Origin of the sequence: Brevibacillus sp. AY1, assembly GCF_029870785.1 — a bacterium.
GTDB lineage: Bacteria > Bacillota > Bacilli > Brevibacillales > Brevibacillaceae > Brevibacillus > Brevibacillus invocatus.
Window position 1 is genome coordinate 136,600 of sequence record NZ_JAFLPN010000004.1, and the last position, 18,170, is coordinate 154,769.

Sequence of the window (18,170 nt, forward strand, 5' to 3'; positions counted from 1 at the left end):
CATGAACACAAGAACATCAAAAGTAGACTCCTTGTCCATCATCTCAGTCGATACTTCTTCTGTCATCGAAATCGGCGATTCTCACAATATCGATGCGGTCTCGAATGTCATCTCTGTACAGCGCGAGCCAGCCATTTACTACGAGCATGAATTTCAATTCACGGATTATCCGTTATTCACCTTCCCCCTGCCAGAGCCTGAACAGCCTGACTCCTTCCAAACGATAACGTGCCAGGACAACGGCTTTATCCATGTGAAATGTGTGAAGACTTCTTTTCTCTCTGCTTCCTCTGTTTTGCAAATTGGCTCAAATGACTGTGTCACGATGGAAACCCGCATAAAAAACATTCGGCACTTGTTGAGAGATCCGTCTTGATCGACAGGTGCACGAGGGTGAAGGGAGGGGTGTTCTTTGCCTTCGATCATAGGCGCAGTTAATATCAACAGCAACTCTGGTACCGTTAACTTTGGGGACACCCTCAATATCTCACCGAAAAGTGCGAATAAAACCTTCTCCGGTTCTGGTGGCGGCAATACAGGAAACGTCGTCAACACCATAAATGGGGCAAGTGCGACGAACACGCTAGACCCGAGCGTCGTGGACCAGCCACTTGTTGGAAATGTTTGATGCACAGTGCTCATCTCCCAGACACTGTGCTCTTTTATAGGTCGGACAAGCCCTGTTCTGCGTTCATGCTCCCGTTTTCGGGTGAGCATCATAAGAAAACCTCTATCGAGGCCATTTCAATGACGTGCGACCGCGTTTTAGAGGTAGGTTATTCTTGCAGTATCGGGACGTTTTACTCACAGAAGTTTATACTTTCCGATACTGTTAGAAAACTTGGCTACGCCAAGCTTTTGGCGGAGCCTTAGTTGCACTTATACTATCTTCCGCTAATCTTTTTAGCGCTTTAGCGCACTCAACACTTTCCGATAGTACAAAAAAAGAGAAGGCATCTACCTTCTCTCTACAAATTTGCGCGAAACGTCGCTTTTTTCTCTCTCATCGTCTGATCCCGGACCAAATACAGCTCAAGCAACCCGTCCTGATACTGCGCCTTCATTCCCTTTGAGCCAACTGATACCGGCAGCTCAATTTTCCGGCAGAACGAGCCAGACGTTCTCTCTGTATGCACGCGTGACGGAGCGTATACGTGCTCACGAATTCTTCCGCGCAGCTCGATGACCCTTTGATCCAGCAGTGTTACCTCCAGACTGTCCCGAGCGAAGCCCGGCAGCTCGCAGCAAACAATAACGAGGTGATCGGTCTGGAATACATCTGTTGTCGGGAAAAAAGAATGTTCTTCTTCCACGAGTACAGTCGAAGGCGCTGCCGAAGGTGCTTTCGTTCTTCTTTTTTTTGCTTTTTTCACTTTCGTCGTGATTTCTTGTGGCTGGGATTGAACGGTAGGAGCTGCATGCTTGCTTAGAACGACCAGGTTTTCCCAAAAATTCGTATCCAAGATTTGATTCATCTGACTCAATGCTTTCCAAGGATGCTCCTGATCAATACTTAAACGCGATAAACTTTCTGATGCTTTTTGCAGCTGCTTCATGGTCTCTTGCAAATTTTTCACTCGCCCGTACCTCCCCTCTCGTCAGTCCGTCAGAACTCCCTGCGAACGACTCGCTATCCTTCCCTAACAGGATATGCAGTAGGCGTTTGTCCCCGCGATTAACTTTCTGACAAGAGGAAAAACTGGTAATAATTCACTATTTACGCTATATTCAAGTATACGTTCTTCAATAAAAAGTGGGTGCTATGAAATGACTGAAATCGTACATACCTTTGTGCAAGTCTCTCCTGATTGTCCCGTAAAAACGGGTACCATTCCACCAACTAAGCAGGACGCGAATCCATCTATACATGTACTCCAATATCAGCTGTTGACCCAATACCCTTATCGTTTCACGCTAGAAGACCTGATTTATGAGGTGCACATCCGTCACAAGCAAATTCCAGCAGAAGAAATTGCGACTCACGCAGATGCGATTAGGGAAGCGCTTTTTCAAAAGAAGCATCCGTGCATGCGTGCATCCATGCTGACCAAAAAATACGGCTGGGGCGTCCACCACGATCAAGAAGGCAAACTGGCCCTGTACGGTATGGAGACAGATGAGTACCGTAGGTTTGTTGAATCGGGAGAAGATGGATTGAAGCTCGTCTTTGGGATGAGGAATTCGCGTGCTTGAAATCGAAAACGCAAGTTAAGAAAACTTTTATCGAGGCCTTCTCAAGGAGGAGCGACCGCGTTTTAGCGGAAAGTTTTCATGCGCTCCAAAAATCATAAGCTTGACGCTTATAAATTCCTATACGTTGAAAAAGGCTTTCACATCCTGGAGACTGTGAAAGCCTTTTTCCTACTCTCTTCCTTTAATTGTCGACTTGCTGCAAGAACTCTCTGGTTCTGGGATGTGCAGGGTTCGTAAAAAATGGCTCCGGCTCCCCTTCCTCCACAATCACGCCACCATCCATAAAGATGATTCGGTCCGCTACTTCCCTAGCGAATTTCATCTCATGTGTAACCAAAACCATCGTCATGCCTTCATTTGCCAGCTCTCTAATGACCTGCAGCACCTCTCCAACCAATTGCGGATCAAGTGCAGAAGTGGCTTCGTCAAACAGCATGACCTTCGGCTCCATCGCTAGAGCACGGGCTATTGCAACCCGTTGCTGCTGCCCACCCGATAACTGACTTGGATAATGATCTTTTCGGTTAGCCAGCCCTACCTTTTGCAAAAATTTTTCCGCAATTTCAATCGCCTGTGCTTTCGGCATTTTACGTATCGTGATGAGTGCGGCCATGACATTTTGCAAAGCCGTTTTGTGAGGATAGAGATTAAAGCTCTGGAATACCATCCCTACTTCCTGACGCAATCCAGCCACATGCTTTTCATTCAGCTTTTGATTCGGTTCTGCGAATTTTTTATCATCAATCATGACTGTCCCTGAAGTAGGTTGCTCCAGATAGTTGATACAGCGAAGAAACGTCGATTTTCCTGATCCAGAGGGGCCGATGATAGCGACCTTCTCTCCTTGTCTGATGCGCAAGTCAATCCCTTTGAGAATTTCGTTCTCTCCAAACTTTTTGTAGAGACCTTGAATGGTGACCATCGTCTTAGACATGTCGGCGCAGCCTCCTTTCCATGATGCGAATAGCCTGTCCCAGAGGTATGCTGACGATCAAATAAATCAAGGCAGCGATCGTGTACGACTCAATCGTGAGAAAGGTTTGCGATGCATATGCCTGTGTTTTCAGGATAATTTCGCCTAACGTAATAAACGCGCAAAGAGACGTATCTTTCAGCATCGCGTTAAAATAGTTCCCGAGCGGCGGCAAAGCGATGCGAATGGACTGCGGAATGACAATATGCCACATGGCTTTTCGACTGGTGTAGCCCAATGCTTTAGCCGCCTCCAATTGTCCCTTGTCTATCGCCTGAATCGATGAGCGGAAGACTTCCGACAGGTAACAGCCATAGTTGACCCCAAGACCGACAATACTTGCTGTAAATGCACTAATATTCATATGATAACCGGGTACCCAGATCCCGACTACGTAGCTGATGATCTCAGGTAAAACGTAGTAGACATAGAGCAGCTGGACCAATAGAGGGGTACCTCGTACGATTTCCAAGAATGCAATCAAAACGACATGCAAAGAACGCACTTTCGAAAGTCTGCCTAAAGCAACCAGCATGCCGATCGTTAATGCCAAGGTAAAGGAAAGTAATGCCAAGGCAACGACTAACCCTAATGCTTCCAGAAGAGAAGGCGTAAGTTGTTCAAAAGCTGTCTTAAAATCCAAATGATTCACACTACTAACCCCCCGCTAACCAAGGGAAGCGCATCCCTGCACTTCCCCCCGTAAATTTCTTCATTCGCGATTACTCTACAGGCATCATGTTGTCTTCACTTAAACCGTATTTCTCCAGTACTTCTAAAATAAATCCTTCTTGCTTGAGTTTGTCGAGCTCTGCATTCACTGCGTCCAGCAAGTCTTGATCCTCTTTGCGGACAGCAGCAGCAACGATTCCGTCAAAATGAGGGGTGTATGGAGAGACCAATTTGAGATTCAACGTAGGGTCTTTTTTGATTGTAAAAGCTGCCGTCGCGCTGTCCGTCACAACTGCATCCACTTTTTTCGTGTTCGTCGCCAAAAGCAACTCGGCCTGCGAACCGAAGATTTTTACTTCCTTTATTTTTCCTTCTTTTTGAAGCTGTTCAAGAAATTCGAGGAAGGTTGTCCCTTTTTGAGCACCTACCACTTTGTCACTCAGACTATCCAAGCCCGTGATGTCAGAATCTTTGCGTACGATCAAACCTTCTCCTTGTTTGTACCAGCGATGCGTAAAGTTCGCGATTTTTTCACGCTCTGGCTTTACGTACATCCCGTCCGTTACCATATCCACGTTCTTATTATTCATTTCGATTAACATATTTTCAAATTTTACTTCCTTCATTTCTACTTTTGGAATGCCTAAGCGGGTGGCAATTTCTTTAATGATCTCCGCATCAATACCGGTAAATTCCTTCGTATCTTTATCGATATACGCAAATGGAACGTCATTGGAGGAGGCTACAATCAGTACCCCTCTTTCCTTGATCTGTTCCAGCGTTCCCTTCGCCGCAGCACCTGTGCCAGGAGTCGCATTTTCTCCGGTAGAGCTTTGAGCGCCACAAGCCGCTAAGAGCAAGCTCATCCCGAGAACACTGATGGATAACAGCCTTGTCCATTTCTTTTTCATCTAAAAACACCCCTTCTTGTTTGATGGACTCTCATTCTGAAATCTACGATTCGATATCCAGCTTGCCTGTCAGACGGATATTGGCAGAACGTAGATGCCCGATAAGTCCCTCTCTTTCTGATTGACGAACGCAATGTGGTGCTAGCGCCTTTACTCCTTGATCATCAATCCATTGATGGGTGACGACTTTGAGGAATGTTCCAACCCATACGCCACCTGTATATTTTGCTGCGCCCAATGTCGGTAAGATATGATTGGTACCACAGACTTTATCTGCGTAAACGACAGACGCCTGTTCCCCTAAGAAAAGAGAACCGTAATTGATAAACGCCTGCAGATGTTCTCGGCTATCTTTGATTTGCACATGCAGATGCTCCGGTGCGATGTCATTCGTCACAGCAATGGCTTCCTCTAACGTATCTGTCACAATGACTTGTCCTCTGCGTGCCCAAGCTGCTTCCGCTACCTTCGCCGTCGGCAGCGTTTTCAATTGCTCGACAATCTCAGCCTGTACAGCTGCTGCAAGCTTCTCACTGGTTGAAACCAGAATCACACGCGCGTCTACATCATGCTCAGCTTGTGCTAACAGATCGGAGGCGACGTAGTCAGGACGAGCGGTTTCATCCGCTACGACCAATACTTCACTTGGTCCTGCCAGCATGTCGATTCCAACTACACCAGATACTTGCCTCTTCGCTTCGGTGACGAATCGGTTTCCAGGGCCAACGACCTTATTGACCGGCTTTATCGTTTCTGTTCCGTATGTCAAGGCAGCGATCGCCTGCGCTCCCCCTACACGATAGATGTCGTCCGCACCCGATAGATGCGCAGCGTAAATGACGGCAGGATGAATTTCTCCGTCTTTGGTTGGCGGTGTACAAACTTGAATTTTCGGAACACCGGCTACTTTCGCTGGAATAATCCCCATTTGTGCAGATGATAACAGCGGATATCGACCACCAGGTACATACGCGCCAACCGACTCGACTGGAATTACGCGTTGACCAAGGTAGACTCCAGGGATCATCTCTTGCTCAAATTCGGTCAGCGTACGGCGTTGTGCTTCTGCAAACGCCTTGATTCTTTCAATCGAAAAAGCGATATCCTCCAGCAGTGTTTGCGGTAAGACTGCTTTTGCCTTTGCAATGCCTTCTTCGGATACTTTTAGATCGTCCAGATCTACTCCATCGAATTTTTGCAAAAAGTCCTTTAACGCGCTGTCTCCTTCCTGGCGTACACGGTGGATGATGTCAGACACCGTATTTTCTAGTTCAGTTCTCTCTTCTACTTGCAGCCCAGCTTCTTCTTTGATGTGATGGATCATTTTTATACCCTCCAATACTGTTGTTGGCTTATTACTAAAGCAAGAGGCGTGCCAACATAACAGTCAGAAAAAAATGAACACTCAACGGGCTTTTTGAAAAACAGGAAGCGCAATTATTTCAATTTTGCAACAACAACTAGAGAATTTTGATTCATTTCTGCAATTCATTGCAATTATGCATCACCTCTCCTCTTATGCTTTCTTATATCTTCGACTGATCGTGCTTTGACTCACCCCTAAGCGCTGCGCTACTTTTCTCATAGACCCCAGTTCCTTTGAGAAATGGGCAAATATCTCCTGCTCCACTTGGAATAGCATCTTGTCGAGCGTATTTTCGGGATCGCTGACCAATCTCTTCAAGAAGTCCTCTTTCGATACCATTTGCTCACTCTGATGGTATCCTTCGCTACGCAAATTATCGAACAAGCTGTCCGTATAGATCTCACTGCAGTCAGATGTAATGGCGATTCTTTCCAGCACATTTTCCAGCTCCCGTACATTTCCGGGCCAATGGTAGGCCAATAGCTTGTCCAACACCGATGGAGACAGCGTTTTTTGGAAGTGATACTTTTCATTGATACGTTCCATAAATAAAAAGATCAATTCTATTAAATCTTCCGTACGTTCGTGTAATGCAGGGATTTTTACGGGCACGACATTTAACCGGTAGTACAAGTCTTTGCGAAACGTCCCCTCCGATACCATTTTTTCCAAGTCTTGATTGGTTGCAGTGATAAAGCGAACATCAACTTTTTTCAACTCTCTGCCACCTACGCGCATAAACGATTGATTCTGAATGACTTGGAGTAATTTGGTTTGCAGTTCGAGCGGTAGTTCACCCACTTCATCCAGAAACAGCGTTCCTTCATTTGCTGATTCCAACAGACCTGCTCTGCCCGATGAAAGTGCCCCTGAAAAAGCTCCTGCTTCATAGCCAAACAGCTCCGATTCGAACAAGCTGGCGGGTATGGCACCACAGTTTACTTCTATGAATGCTTTTTCCTTGCGATTGCTGATGTTGTGCAGCCAGAATGCCACTTCCGATTTGCCTACACCTGACTCGCCAAGCAGCATGACGCTTGTATTCACCTGTGAAACCCTCTCCAATAGCTGCAGGACTCGTTTCATCGCTTTGCTCTTGGCAATTAATGCCCCCTTCCTCCCAAAATGCGATTGACGCAATCGTTCCAGCTGCCCATTGTACTCCTTTATGACTTTTTCCATCTCTTCAACCTGTTTTTTCAAAGTGAGAATCTCTGTGATGTCCAGCGAGTTGGAGACTACGCGAAACAAATTGCCCGATTCGTCAAAAACCGGATTGGCCGTTACATGCAGGCGCCTTCCAGTTGAAGTAGATTGAATCATGGTGACCGGTTTCTTCTCCCTGAGAACCATCACAGTTGCCGATGGGTAAAAGATCTTTTTTTCTTCCATTTCGAAAACGTTTCGGCCAAGCAATTCAATCCCTTGCAAGCCGTAGTGTCGCTCACAAGACGGGTTTACACGAATACAAGTCCCTGTCTCATCCGTCACAAAAATCTCGTCGTGAGAGGACTGAAAAACCATTTCTAGCTCCTGATTTTTTTCCAATAATTCTTTCAATATTTGGTCTATTTCTGGCATCATAGCTCCCATCCTTTCCTCACAGATTGTCTTTATATAGTTCTATCATAAATTAGTACAATTAATTTGAAAAATAAAAAAGAAATACCCACTGCTGTTTGGGTAACAGAGCGGGTATATTTTGTGTACCATTATACATCTCTTAACTTCAGCCTTCACCCTGCTCTTGATCGACCACTTCAACGACAGGCGCAGGCGGTGCCACGATGTCAGGTGGTGGTTGATCTGCAGGAAATGGCTGCTGCTCATTTGTCGGAGAAGGTGGCGCATCCGATGACGGTGGTTGCATCGGCGCTCCTTCTGTCTGTGGTGTCTCCGACTGAGGCTGCTGCGGTGGCTGCTCCGGTTGGGCTGGTGGCACCTGTACTTTGGTTGGCGCCGTGGTTGTCGGCTTTTTGGGAGCGACAGTCGGCTTGGGCTGAGTTTCAAATTTGGCTAGCTCCACGACTGCTGCATCACTTAGCCTATTCGCGGTCAGTTGCAGGTTATTGGTGGCCATCTCTGCTTTGAGCGTGTTGCGTACGTCTTGCATGTTTTTTTGCGGCCACATCGAGTACGGCGATTTCCAAACCGCGCCATTGTCGAGCGATACCATTTTTTCTGAAGAAATGGTGGCAAAGTCAAGGGCCAACCCCTTGATTTGTTCGGCTGAAAGGTCTGTGCGAATGTGTTTGCCAAAGGTGTCGAGAACGGTGGTCAGATTGGAGATTCCATCAATCGATACGACTTTATCGACGACAGCCCGAATCACTTGCTGCTGTCTCCGGTTCCGGTCAAAATCGCTGGAGTTGTAGGCTTCACCTCGTTTATCCAGACGATGGCGCACGAACCCGAGAGCCTGTTCGCCATTCAAGACTTGAAGTCCCTTTTTCAAATTTCGGTAGACGCCTTCTTGTGGAAGCTCGTAGACCAGATCGCGATCTACATCAACCTTAATGCCGCCAAGATTGTCGATGACCGCCGTAAATCCTTCAAAATCCAGCTGGACATAATGCTCAATTGGGATTCCCAGCATTCCTTCCAACGTTTTTTTCAAGAGCGTCATCCCGTTTTCTGTTACGGGCTTGCCCTTATTCTCCGCATCTCTACGTATATTTTCACCTAACGCAAAGACCTCGTTTACCTTATGGTAGCCAGGATAGCCCGGCATCTCTACGCGCGTATCTCTTGGCAGCGAAACCATTGTCAGTTTTTGTGTTTCCGGATTGGCTACCGCTACGACCAGCACGTCTGTATTCAGCATTCCGATGTTCTTACGTGTATCGACGCCGACAATGACGAAGGAGAGCGCTTTTTTCCCTTCATAAGGAACAACGACTGCTGGCTGATCCGGAAGCTTGTATGGATCGTCTGTGACAACTTCAAGTGTTTTGTCCATTTGTGATAGCGCCAAGCCTACCCCTACAATCAACAAACAAAAAAACACGCTGATAGCAAGGAGGAAGTACCATTTTTTCCCACGCTTTCCTCGCTTCTTTTGCTTTGTTTTGGGCGCCTGGTGCGCTGGCTTCTTTTCCATTCTCGCTTGCATGACTTCAACTCCTTATCCCGAAAAAGGGCACAATCTGTCACTACCTTCATCGCCGTTTATGGAAAATTATGTTCATTCTATCACACCTTCACAATAATTTGTAGAATTCTGCCGATTGTATCTATATGACGCACTTCCTGCCCATAACGTTCTTGCACTCGCGTAATGAAACAGGTAGTCTAAAATTGAAGATGTAATCTTGCTTGTTTGGCTACGTCACGAAAAATCGGAGGGGACAATAGAGTGGAACACGTACAGGTGCTGATCGCGGGAGGTGGCATCGGAGGATTATCTGCCGCCATCTGGTGCCAACGCTTGGGATTATCCTCTCTCCTTTTGGAAAAAACAGATGCATTGGGCGGACAAATCGCGCACATTCACAATGAAATTTGGGATTTTCCTCCACAGGTATATCCAGATGGAGCCGCATTGCTCAAGGATTTGCTGGCTCATCCGACAATCAAACAACTACGCCCGCGCTTGGGTGAGCCCATTCTTTCCATTGATGTTGAGAATCATCTCGTCACGACCTCTCACTCCGTGTATCGAGCTGATTATTTGATTATCGCCACAGGTGTAACTCCAAATGTCATTCCCGCTCTGGAAGGCTGCTCTCGCGTATTGTCTCCGTGGTTTTCCACCACTTCACAGGCTTCTACTATACGAGGCCAGGACGTTGCGGTGATAGGCGGTGGTGACCGCGCACTGGAGGGTGCTGCCAATCTTTCTCCACATGCCCGTCACGTTTATCTGCTCGTTCGCGGCAAACAGCTTCGAGCCAGGTCGGAATGGTTGGATCGCATTTCTGCAATGCCCAATCTGCACTTATTGGTTGAGACTCAGATCGATACCTTCGCTGAGGAGGCTGGCCGCATGACGCTCAACCTGCGTTCCAATCTGCCTGCGACCCCACGTTCCATCTCTGTGGACTGGATTTTGCCACGCGTTGGTGTCCGTGGGAACAGCCAAGGCTTCGATCCGCTGGATACTTATGATCAGCATTATCTGATGACCGATTGCAACCAGGTCACAGCTGAGCAATGGATTTATGCGATCGGAGATGTGGCCAATGGTTCTGCCTATTCTTCTCTTTCGCTATCCGTTGGTCAGGCCATGAAAGCAGTCAAACACATTTCCCAGCAACAGACTTAAGCCAGCTTTTACGGCTGCTCAGACTTCTATTCATGAAGGAGACCGAGGTATGTACGCTTTTTTGGATGACTTCGGCTTGCCCGTCACCCTTACCTTTGATCCACAAGAGTATCACATGCATGACGCACGCCATGTGCTGATTTTTCCGTTTTGGCAAGGAAAGCTGCTGTTTACCCGCCACCGTGAGCGAGGCATTGAATTGCCAGGTGGAAAAGTAGAGCCAGGAGAAAGCAGTCTTGCCGCCGCTGTCCGGGAAACCTATGAAGAAACCGGAGCTGTTCTCAACGGTATCGAACGGATTGGTCAATATACCGTCAATGAAGAGCTGAGAAAGGATATTTACATAGCACTGGTCCAGCATTGCTCCCACCCCCCTACGGGTCCTGATGTTTGGGAGACGGTGACCTTTGATGAAATTCCTACTCAGGTACAGGGAAACCCCACATTCAGCCGTTTTCTGTATGATGAGGTGTATCCGCTTGCATTGGAGCAAGCATTGAAGCACCCCTTTGCTCTGAAAAAAACGTACTGATACGAAAAAAAACAGGCATTTACCGACGAATCCTTCGGCAGATGCCTGTTATTCTTTACCCTTTTCCTTTTCTTTTCCGCCCAACAAATGCTTGATCATGTCGCTTGGATCAAATCCGAAATGCTTGATAGCCTCTTCTTTTCGTTTATCGGTCTGCTTCTGCGGCTCAATTCCCAGCACCTCGGATATATGGCGCCATGCTTGTGCCTCTTTTTGTTTTTTCTGTTCTGCTTCTGCATCCTCACTCGTGGTCTGTGACTGCTGGGATTGCTGTTGCGTTTGCTGCGGTTTTAGAAAAAAGATGGCGACAACAGCAAACACCAGAGAGAGACCCGCGATTGACATAAACATGACGGTGCGCGACATCCCGAGAAGCCAGGTAAAGACAGGCGGTCCTATTGCTACCCCGATAAACCGGACTCCGCTGTATAGTGAAGTGATCATGCCTCGCTCTGTCTTTTGGACGGCCCCTACAATCATGCTGTTCAGGCAAGGGAGAATAAGTCCAGTGCCCAGGCTGCCAATAACCAGAATTCCTATCAGGACATAGGCGCCTTTGACAAAAGTCGCGAGTACATAGGAAGTGCTAAGCAGAAACATGCCGACAATCACAAAAAGTCGCATCAGCTTCAGCTTTTTCTTGATAATCAGCCCTGTCACATAAGCCGCAATGCTCATGACCAGCAAGGGAATGGCAAGGAATCCACCCTTGATGACTCCATCGATCTTGTACGTTTCCTCCAGCAAATCGGATAAGTAAAACAAGACCCCAAAGAGGGTAAACAGACAAATACTCCCGATAAAGAAGGCGGGAACCAGCCACTTTCCATGCTTCTTAAACACCTGACCAATCGAATGAACATACTGTTTGATCAGAAGCGGCTTGCGCTCTTGCTTCTTTTCCTTCGTAAAAAAAAGAAAGAACAACAAAATGACACCACAGATGATCGGAAAGGCAAGGAAGACCATGTACCAGGATATTAAAGCTAGCAAGGAGCCAATGATTGGACTCAATACCTTGCCAATTCCGTTCGAGGTCTCCAGAAGACCTAGTGCTTTACTCTCCGATGCCCCATCGAACAAATCACCGACCATCGCCATGGCGATCGGAGCGGTACCCGCTGCACCGATCCCCTGCATGATCCGTCCTGCCATGATCATAAGGTAGGGATTGTCCACCCAAAGCGATGCAAGACCAGCCACTAGCCCACCTATTCCGTAGAGGCCAAGTGCGATCAGGATCACACCTTTACGGCCAAAGCGGTCGGACAAATAGCCGGCAAAAGGAATGACGATCCCCGCTGCGATAGAGAAGGCAGTGATGAGCAGACTGGTTTGAAATTGAGTTAAATCCATCTTGGCTTTCATCGTCGGCAAGACGGGAATCAGCATGGAATTGCCCAATACCATCACCAGCGGGATTCCCGTCAAACCAATCAGGTTCTTCGCATTCTGCGCCATATGGCTGTTGTCCCTCCACTTTTACACAAATACATGGCCATCCCAGTGCATGGCATTGATGATCTCCCAGTTCGGCTCCAATCCGATCCCCACTCCATCGGGTACGATAACCTCTCCCTGGATCGGCTGTAGCGAGAACAAATGAGTAAATGGATTTTCCATGACATCCCACTCTACTGGCTCAATCTGCTGATCTTGCATCTTGCTCCATGCAGGAAGACAAGCTTGAGCAAAGATCGCATACAGACGGGATAAGCTTCCGTCAAATGCATGCGGGGAAACCCGATATCCAAATTGTCGCGAGAGCTCAACCTGACAACGATAAGCATCCAGCCCTTCTGTGTGCATGGGATCAGGCTGAACGATATCTATGGCTCCTTGATGGAGCAGTGGCAGAAACTCACTGCAACGCACCAGATTTTCTCCACCTGCCAGAGGAATAGGCAAAGCGGCACGCAGCCTGACGTATTCCACTACCCGATCCATCGGCATCGGTTCCTCGAGCCACATCCAGTTGGGGTACCGTGAAATCAGATGCTCCCAATCACGTGCTGCCGCTAGGTCATAGCTCTGATTGGCATCGAGTGCCACACATACATCGGGACAAAGGGAATTCATGAGCGCCTCGATATGCTTGTGATCCTCTCGAATCGTGCGACCGCCAATTTTCACTTTTATCCGTTTGAATCCTGACTCAACTTGGGAAGTAACCTGCTGTAGCGACCTGACTGCCCAATCATCTGTTTCCCGATAGGACTGAAACGAAGCGTACACTGGGATCTTTCCATGTACTTTTCCACCCCACAGCTCACACACAGACAGGCCAGCCTGCTTGGCTATGATCTCGGTCAACGCCATACTAACCCCGGCGGCTGAGCGTTGATGCCATTTATTGACAACCTCGGTAATCGTCCGCCTGTCAGTCGCTTTTTTTCCGATCAAAAAAGGGGCGATTCGCTCTCGAAAACCGACGTGTAACGTAGGAAGCCAGTCCAGAATCTCCCCCCAGCCATCGATTCCGGACCGGGTAATCAGTCTGATCAGATAAGTGGTGCGATAGCGCTTGTATCCATTCGCATCTCCGTATGCTTCTGGTAATCGGTACAAGAGGGGATATGTCTCGACTCGTTCGATCCGCATGTCAGTTGCCTAGCCTCCAGTTACAGCAAATCATCGCGGCCTTCACGCTCCGCACGTTCTTCCTCGTAATCATCGTATTGAAGAAAATTCCCCTTCCCCTCACCTTTTCGCATGTACTCCTCATAGGTTCCGCTGCGCATGTAGTTGACACTCTCAGGTCCGGTGTACCCCTCGATCCCTGTATAGCCGATTTCCTCGACTGCCTCTACGAAGCCGTCGGGTTCATCACTTTCCACATACATTTCCTTGTAGTCCGTCTTGTCGTTATCAACAAATGAAAATGGTGTGCTTGAGGTTCCCCACGCCTCTACGATCTGCCAGGCATCCTCTCCATCAAAGCCGTTTTGGCCTTCCTTTTCATCTAAAGACGTTCTGCCAAAAGGCGGCTGGAGAAACTCTTCTTCAATCGGCCGTGAATCATTGATGTTTGGAGCTGGGGCGTGTTCCTTGCAGGTCTGAGCATGCGGTAGGGCCTCCAAGCGCTCCTCGGGAATGGGTTGTCCACAAACCGTGCAAATGCCATAGGTACCTTCTTCCATTCTGGTCAAAGCCTGATCGATTTCCTTCAACGTTTCGCGATCCAGGCTGTCGAGGGCCAAATCCTTCTCCCGTTCAAACAGCTCGCTACCTATATCTGCAGGATGGTTATCGTACATGGCAAATTCTTGCAGAGAAGTGGCCATTTGTTCCCGCAAGCCGTAGTGTTCCTGCACCCGCTCTTCTATGTCCTTTTTTTCCTCCAGCAGTCTCTCACGCAGACTAGTCAACTTATTTCGGTCCACGTCGGACACCACCCTTCTTTTTGATTCCTCAACAGGTAGTATGTCTTGGCATCAACGGAAATAACCGATGGTGGTAGGACTCTCTCCAAACAAAAAACCTGTCCCTCCCCATTCGGGAAAGACAGGCTCGAACAAGCGTTTGTTTATTCTTCATGCACATGAGCGTAATGCTCTTCGACAACAGTAGCACAACGTCCGCAAATAGCTGGGTGCGCGGAGTGTGAACCAACGTCCTGCTTCACCACACGGCAGCGCTCGCACTTGACACCATCTGCCGCCGCTACAACTACGCGGATGCCTTCCAGTTGGACAGCGTCAGCTGGAGCTGCCGCATCTTGGCTGTGCAGATCAACGTGTGCCACGATAAACAGGTCTGCCAGATCCTCCATCGCCGCCAGCGTTTGGGCAACTGCATCGTTTTGCGGATACAAAGCAAGCTTGGCGTCAACGGAATTACCGAATACCTTGTTGCGGCGCGCTTCTTCCATGGCCTTGAGAACTTCATCACGGATTTCCATGAAGGCATCCCACTTGCTCAATGCTTCAGCCGAGAAGCTCAGATGTTTTTCTTCTGCTTCTGGCATATCCGTCAATTGTACGCTTTCGACTTCCACGCCCGGGATAAAGTTCCATACTTCATCCGCGGTGTGCGGCAGAATCGGAGCGATCAGTCTGACCAGGCTCAACAGGCAGTCGTACATGACCGTTTGAGCAGCGCGGCGCTTGCTGCTGTCTGGTGCCTCGACGTACAATCTGTCCTTGCAAATATCCAGATAGAACGACGAAAGTTCGATGACACAGAAGTTGTGAACCGTGTGGAAGACAGTATGGAATTGATATTCGTCATATGCTTTCTTCACACGCTTTGTTACTTGCGCTGCTTTGGCAAGCACGTAACGATCCAATTCGCCGAGCTGCTCATACGCAACACGATCCCGCGCCGGCTCAAATCCATCCAGATTGCCTAGCAGGAAACGGAAGGTGTTGCGGATTTTGCGATACACTTCTGCGATTTGGTTCAGAATCGCATCGGAAATGCGGACGTCGGATTGGTAGTCAACGGATGCAACCCACAGACGCAGGATATCTGCACCCAGCTTGTCGATGACTTGCTGCGGAATGACTACATTACCCAGTGATTTGGACATTTTGCGTCCTTCACCATCCAATGCAAAGCCGTGGCTCAATACGGACTTGTAAGGCGCTGTGCCGTATACAGCTACGCCCGTGGACAAGGAAGAGTTGAACCATCCACGATATTGGTCGGAGCCCTCCAGATACATATCTGCCGGCCAGCTCATGCCACGCTCGCGCAGTACGGCTTGATGGCTGGAACCGGAGTCGAACCAAACGTCCATAATGTCCGTCTCTTTGCGGAATTCATGGGCACCACATTTCGGGCAGGACAGTCCTTCAGGCACCAACTCATTTGCTTCACGCGCGAACCAGACAGAAGAACCTTCTTTACGGAACATATCCGCGATATGGTTAATGGTCGTATCGTTAATGATCGGTTCATTGCAGCATTTGCAATAGAAGATCGGAATAGGTACACCCCAGACGCGCTGACGGGAAATGCACCAGTCGCCGCGATCTGCGATCATGTTCGCCAAGCGGGTTTCGCCCCATTGCGGAATCCACTTTACATTTTTGATCGCTTCCAGCATTTGGTCACGGAAGCCGTCGATTGAAGCAAACCATTGCTCGGTAGCACGGTAGATGACCGGCTTTTTGGTGCGCCAATCATGCGGATAGGAGTGAGTAAAGAAGCTCAGCTTCAGTAATGCACCCGCTTCTTTCAGCTTCTCAGTGACGACCTTATTCGCGTCCTCATAGAACAAGCCTTCGAATCCAGGAGCTTCACTGGTCATTTTCCCTTCATGGTCTACTGGGCAAAGGACCCCAAGCTCGTATTTTTGTCCTACAGCAAAGTCATCTTCCCCGTGACCTGGTGCTGTGTGAACACAACCTGTACCGGCATCCAAGGTGACGTGCTCACCCAGAATCAGAGGGGATTTGCGCTCATAGAACGGATGCTGGGTGACTACACCCTCCAGGTCTGCTCCTTTATGAGTAGAGACGACCTCTACATTTTCCCACTCGAGCTCCTTGGTCACCGCTTCCAGCAAACCACTAGCCACGAGGAGTTTCCGATCTGCTACTCTTACCACGCTGTACTCCAGCTCTGGATGAATCGAAATAGCCAAGTTGGCTGGCAGCGTCCAAGGAGTGGTCGTCCAAATAACAACGCCGGTTTCCGTATCGAGCTGACCTTTTCCATCCACGACCTGGAAGCTGACATAAATAGATGGAGAGCGTTTGTCTTTGTACTCGATCTCTGCATCTGCCAAGGCAGTTTCCGAGGAAGGAGACCAGTATACACAGCGCAAGCCCTTGTAGATATAGCCTTTCTTTGCCATTTCTCCGAAGACGCGGATCTGGTTGGCTTCATACTCAGGCAGGAGTGTCACGTAAGGATTTTCCCAATCTCCGCGAACACCCAGACGCTTGAACTGATCACGTTGTTTGTCAATATAGGACCAAGCGTACTCTTCACAGCGCTTGCGGAAATCGTTGACCTCGATCGCGCGACGATCCAGTCCCTGCGCATTGATAATCGCTTGTTCGATTGGCAGACCATGCGTGTCCCAGCCTGGCACATACGGCGCGTAAAAACCAGCCATGGACTTGTAGCGCATGATGAAGTCTTTCAGAATTTTATTCAAGGCGTGCCCAATATGGATATCGCCATTGGCGTACGGAGGACCATCGTGCAAGACAAAAGACGGACGTCCTTTGGTGCGTTCCAGTACTTTTTGATAAATACTTTGTTCATCCCAATTTGTTTGCATGTGCGGCTCGCGATTGGGCAAATTCCCACGCATCGGGAAATCCGTTTTTGGCAAAGATAGCGTTTTGCTGTAATCCATAGCCTTCTTCACTCCTATAAAATAAATAAAAGCCTTCACTCATCCCCGGTAAGGGACGAGAGAAGACTCCCGTGGTACCACCCTGATTAAACGAGTTCACCTATGCCTATGTACAACATGGACGAAAGCTCGCTTCACTTGAACATTCTGTAACGGGAATGACTCGCTCACTTACTTGCCCTGATTACGTTGATTGTGCAACAGGCTTTCGGCTATTGAACTCCCGGGTGATATTCCGCAAAGGCAGCTGGACGGGTTTACACCTGACCCCCGACTCTCTTGGCAGCGCTTCTTTACGTACTCGTCCCGATCATCGTCACGTAAAAATATCAAAAAGTTGTCTTTCATTATAGTCCCATCATGGACCAGTCGTCAATCTTTTATTCAACGACTACTGCGGAATCTGCCTGCTCGATATCATCCCAAGCTCCGTGCTCCAGCATTTCCAGCTGTGCTTCCAAGAGTGTTCGAAAACGCATCCGGTATACGGAGGCGCGTTTTTTCAACTCTTCGATCTCTATGGCAATCTTGCGAGATTTCGCCAAGGCTTCATTGACGATCCGATCTGCGTTTTTCTCCGCTTCCTTGAGGATCAGCTGAGCTTCCTTGCGTGCGTTTGATTTGACGTCTTCTGCTGTTTCCTGTGCGACAAGAATGGACTTGCTCAGGTTTTCTTCCAATCCTTTGTAGTGGTCCACTCGCTCATTCAAGATCGCGATACGTTCTTCCATTTCCTTTTTTTCCTTGATCAGAAGTTCAAAGTCCTTAATGACCTGATCCAAAAATTCATTCACTTCGTCGATATTATATCCACGAAAGCCTGTACTGAATTCTTTATTGTGTATGTCTAGCGGCGTTAAAGGCACATGAACCCCCCACTTTTCCCGATAATCGTTGAACATTATTTCGACAAGAGTTGCAGCATTTCCTTTACGATCTTACATTT

The 18,170-nt window shown here is 48.3% G+C and carries 17 protein-coding genes and 1 other annotated feature; of the genes, 5 read left to right on the forward strand and 12 right to left on the reverse strand.

The genetic code is table 11. The annotated features are described in order from the left end of the window. Position 1: 1 nt before the first annotated feature. Both JZI27_RS06460 and JZI27_RS06465 read left to right on the forward strand, forming a co-directional pair. Complete coding sequence (locus JZI27_RS06460; protein ID WP_122909656.1) at positions 2-376, forward strand: spore germination protein GerPE; 375 nt, start codon at positions 2-4, stop codon at positions 374-376. Positions 377-412: 36 nt separating this feature from the next. After that, positions 413-628 (forward strand): spore germination protein, encoded by a 216-nt coding sequence (locus JZI27_RS06465; RefSeq protein WP_122909657.1) that lies wholly within the window; start codon positions 413-415, stop codon positions 626-628. Between the two features lie 340 nt (positions 629-968). Here JZI27_RS06465 and JZI27_RS06470 read toward each other — a convergent pair whose 3' ends face one another. Next, positions 969-1,577: an Hsp20/alpha crystallin family protein gene (locus tag JZI27_RS06470; protein WP_122907649.1), complete on the reverse strand. Its 609-nt coding sequence runs from the start codon at positions 1,575-1,577 to the stop codon at positions 969-971. Positions 1,578-1,767: 190 nt separating this feature from the next. Between JZI27_RS06470 and JZI27_RS06475 the strand changes: the two genes are divergently transcribed. After that, a complete protein-coding gene (locus JZI27_RS06475) occupies positions 1,768-2,193 on the forward strand; it encodes a DUF6157 family protein (protein ID WP_280207085.1) in 426 nt (141 codons plus the stop codon). A gap of 181 nt (positions 2,194-2,374) precedes the next feature. On the opposite strand, the gene JZI27_RS06480 is transcribed toward JZI27_RS06475, so the two are convergent. The 6 genes from JZI27_RS06480 to JZI27_RS06505 form a co-directional block, all read right to left on the reverse strand. After that, on the reverse strand, positions 2,375-3,115 hold the full coding sequence (locus JZI27_RS06480) for an amino acid ABC transporter ATP-binding protein (RefSeq protein WP_280207113.1): 741 nt from the start codon (positions 3,113-3,115) through the stop codon (positions 2,375-2,377). 4 nt (positions 3,116-3,119) lie between these two features. After that, entirely contained in the window at positions 3,120-3,818 is a 699-nt protein-coding gene (locus JZI27_RS06485; protein ID WP_280207086.1) for an amino acid ABC transporter permease, read from the reverse strand. A gap of 70 nt (positions 3,819-3,888) precedes the next feature. Next, complete coding sequence (locus JZI27_RS06490; protein WP_280207087.1) at positions 3,889-4,749, reverse strand: substrate-binding periplasmic protein; 861 nt, start codon at positions 4,747-4,749, stop codon at positions 3,889-3,891. A 43-nt stretch (positions 4,750-4,792) separates the two neighbouring features. Further along, complete coding sequence (gene hisD / locus JZI27_RS06495; protein WP_280207088.1) at positions 4,793-6,073, reverse strand: histidinol dehydrogenase; 1,281 nt, start codon at positions 6,071-6,073, stop codon at positions 4,793-4,795. Between the two features lie 192 nt (positions 6,074-6,265). Further along, positions 6,266-7,699 (reverse strand): sigma-54 interaction domain-containing protein, encoded by a 1,434-nt coding sequence (locus JZI27_RS06500; protein WP_280207089.1) that lies wholly within the window; start codon positions 7,697-7,699, stop codon positions 6,266-6,268. A 145-nt stretch (positions 7,700-7,844) separates the two neighbouring features. Further along, entirely contained in the window at positions 7,845-9,227 is a 1,383-nt protein-coding gene (locus JZI27_RS06505) for an LCP family protein (protein ID WP_280207090.1), read from the reverse strand. 243 nt (positions 9,228-9,470) lie between these two features. Here JZI27_RS06505 and JZI27_RS06510 point away from each other — a divergent pair, with 243 nt between their 5' ends. Then, on the forward strand, positions 9,471-10,379 hold the full coding sequence (locus tag JZI27_RS06510; RefSeq protein ID WP_280207091.1) for an NAD(P)/FAD-dependent oxidoreductase: 909 nt from the start codon (positions 9,471-9,473) through the stop codon (positions 10,377-10,379). A gap of 49 nt (positions 10,380-10,428) precedes the next feature. Then, on the forward strand, positions 10,429-10,911 hold the full coding sequence (locus tag JZI27_RS06515) for an NUDIX domain-containing protein (protein ID WP_122907652.1): 483 nt from the start codon (positions 10,429-10,431) through the stop codon (positions 10,909-10,911). Positions 10,912-10,959: 48 nt separating this feature from the next. Here JZI27_RS06515 and JZI27_RS06520 read toward each other — a convergent pair whose 3' ends face one another. The 5 genes from JZI27_RS06520 to JZI27_RS06540 form a co-directional block, all read right to left on the reverse strand. Beyond that, the gene (locus JZI27_RS06520; RefSeq protein ID WP_280207092.1) at positions 10,960-12,372 is read right to left on the reverse strand and encodes an MFS transporter; all 1,413 of its coding nucleotides are present in this window, start codon (positions 12,370-12,372) and stop codon (positions 10,960-10,962) included. A 21-nt stretch (positions 12,373-12,393) separates the two neighbouring features. Continuing rightward, positions 12,394-13,512 (reverse strand): mandelate racemase/muconate lactonizing enzyme family protein, encoded by a 1,119-nt coding sequence (locus JZI27_RS06525; protein WP_280207093.1) that lies wholly within the window; start codon positions 13,510-13,512, stop codon positions 12,394-12,396. Between the two features lie 20 nt (positions 13,513-13,532). Beyond that, positions 13,533-14,294, reverse strand: coding sequence for a TraR/DksA C4-type zinc finger protein (locus tag JZI27_RS06530; RefSeq protein ID WP_481752798.1), 762 nt, complete (start codon positions 14,292-14,294; stop codon positions 13,533-13,535). 143 nt (positions 14,295-14,437) lie between these two features. Continuing rightward, complete coding sequence (ileS, locus tag JZI27_RS06535; RefSeq protein ID WP_122907656.1) at positions 14,438-17,224, reverse strand: isoleucine--tRNA ligase; 2,787 nt, start codon at positions 17,222-17,224, stop codon at positions 14,438-14,440. Between the two features lie 48 nt (positions 17,225-17,272). Next, positions 17,273-17,547: a binding site (T-box leader), on the reverse strand. A 57-nt stretch (positions 17,548-17,604) separates the two neighbouring features. After that, a complete protein-coding gene (locus JZI27_RS06540; RefSeq protein WP_122907657.1) occupies positions 17,605-18,090 on the reverse strand; it encodes a DivIVA domain-containing protein in 486 nt (161 codons plus the stop codon). Positions 18,091-18,170: the final 80 nt, after the last annotated feature.

Coding starts and splice junctions, on each gene's coding strand:
- JZI27_RS06460 (WP_122909656.1), top strand. CDS start 2: ATGAACACAAGAACATCAAAAGTAGACTCCTTGTCCATCATCTCAGTC.
- JZI27_RS06475 (WP_280207085.1), top strand. CDS start 1,768: ATGACTGAAATCGTACATACCTTTGTGCAAGTCTCTCCTGATTGTCCC.
- JZI27_RS06480 (WP_280207113.1), bottom strand. CDS start 3,115: ATGGTCACCATTCAAGGTCTCTACAAAAAGTTTGGAGAGAACGAAATT.
- JZI27_RS06490 (WP_280207087.1), bottom strand. CDS start 4,749: ATGAAAAAGAAATGGACAAGGCTGTTATCCATCAGTGTTCTCGGGATG.
- hisD (WP_280207088.1), bottom strand. CDS start 6,073: ATGATCCATCACATCAAAGAAGAAGCTGGGCTGCAAGTAGAAGAGAGA.
- JZI27_RS06500 (WP_280207089.1), bottom strand. CDS start 7,699: ATGATGCCAGAAATAGACCAAATATTGAAAGAATTATTGGAAAAAAAT.
- JZI27_RS06505 (WP_280207090.1), bottom strand. CDS start 9,227: ATGCAAGCGAGAATGGAAAAGAAGCCAGCGCACCAGGCGCCCAAAACA.
- JZI27_RS06515 (WP_122907652.1), top strand. CDS start 10,429: ATGTACGCTTTTTTGGATGACTTCGGCTTGCCCGTCACCCTTACCTTT.
- JZI27_RS06520 (WP_280207092.1), bottom strand. CDS start 12,372: ATGGCGCAGAATGCGAAGAACCTGATTGGTTTGACGGGAATCCCGCTG.
- JZI27_RS06525 (WP_280207093.1), bottom strand. CDS start 13,512: ATGCGGATCGAACGAGTCGAGACATATCCCCTCTTGTACCGATTACCA.
- ileS (WP_122907656.1), bottom strand. CDS start 17,224: ATGGATTACAGCAAAACGCTATCTTTGCCAAAAACGGATTTCCCGATG.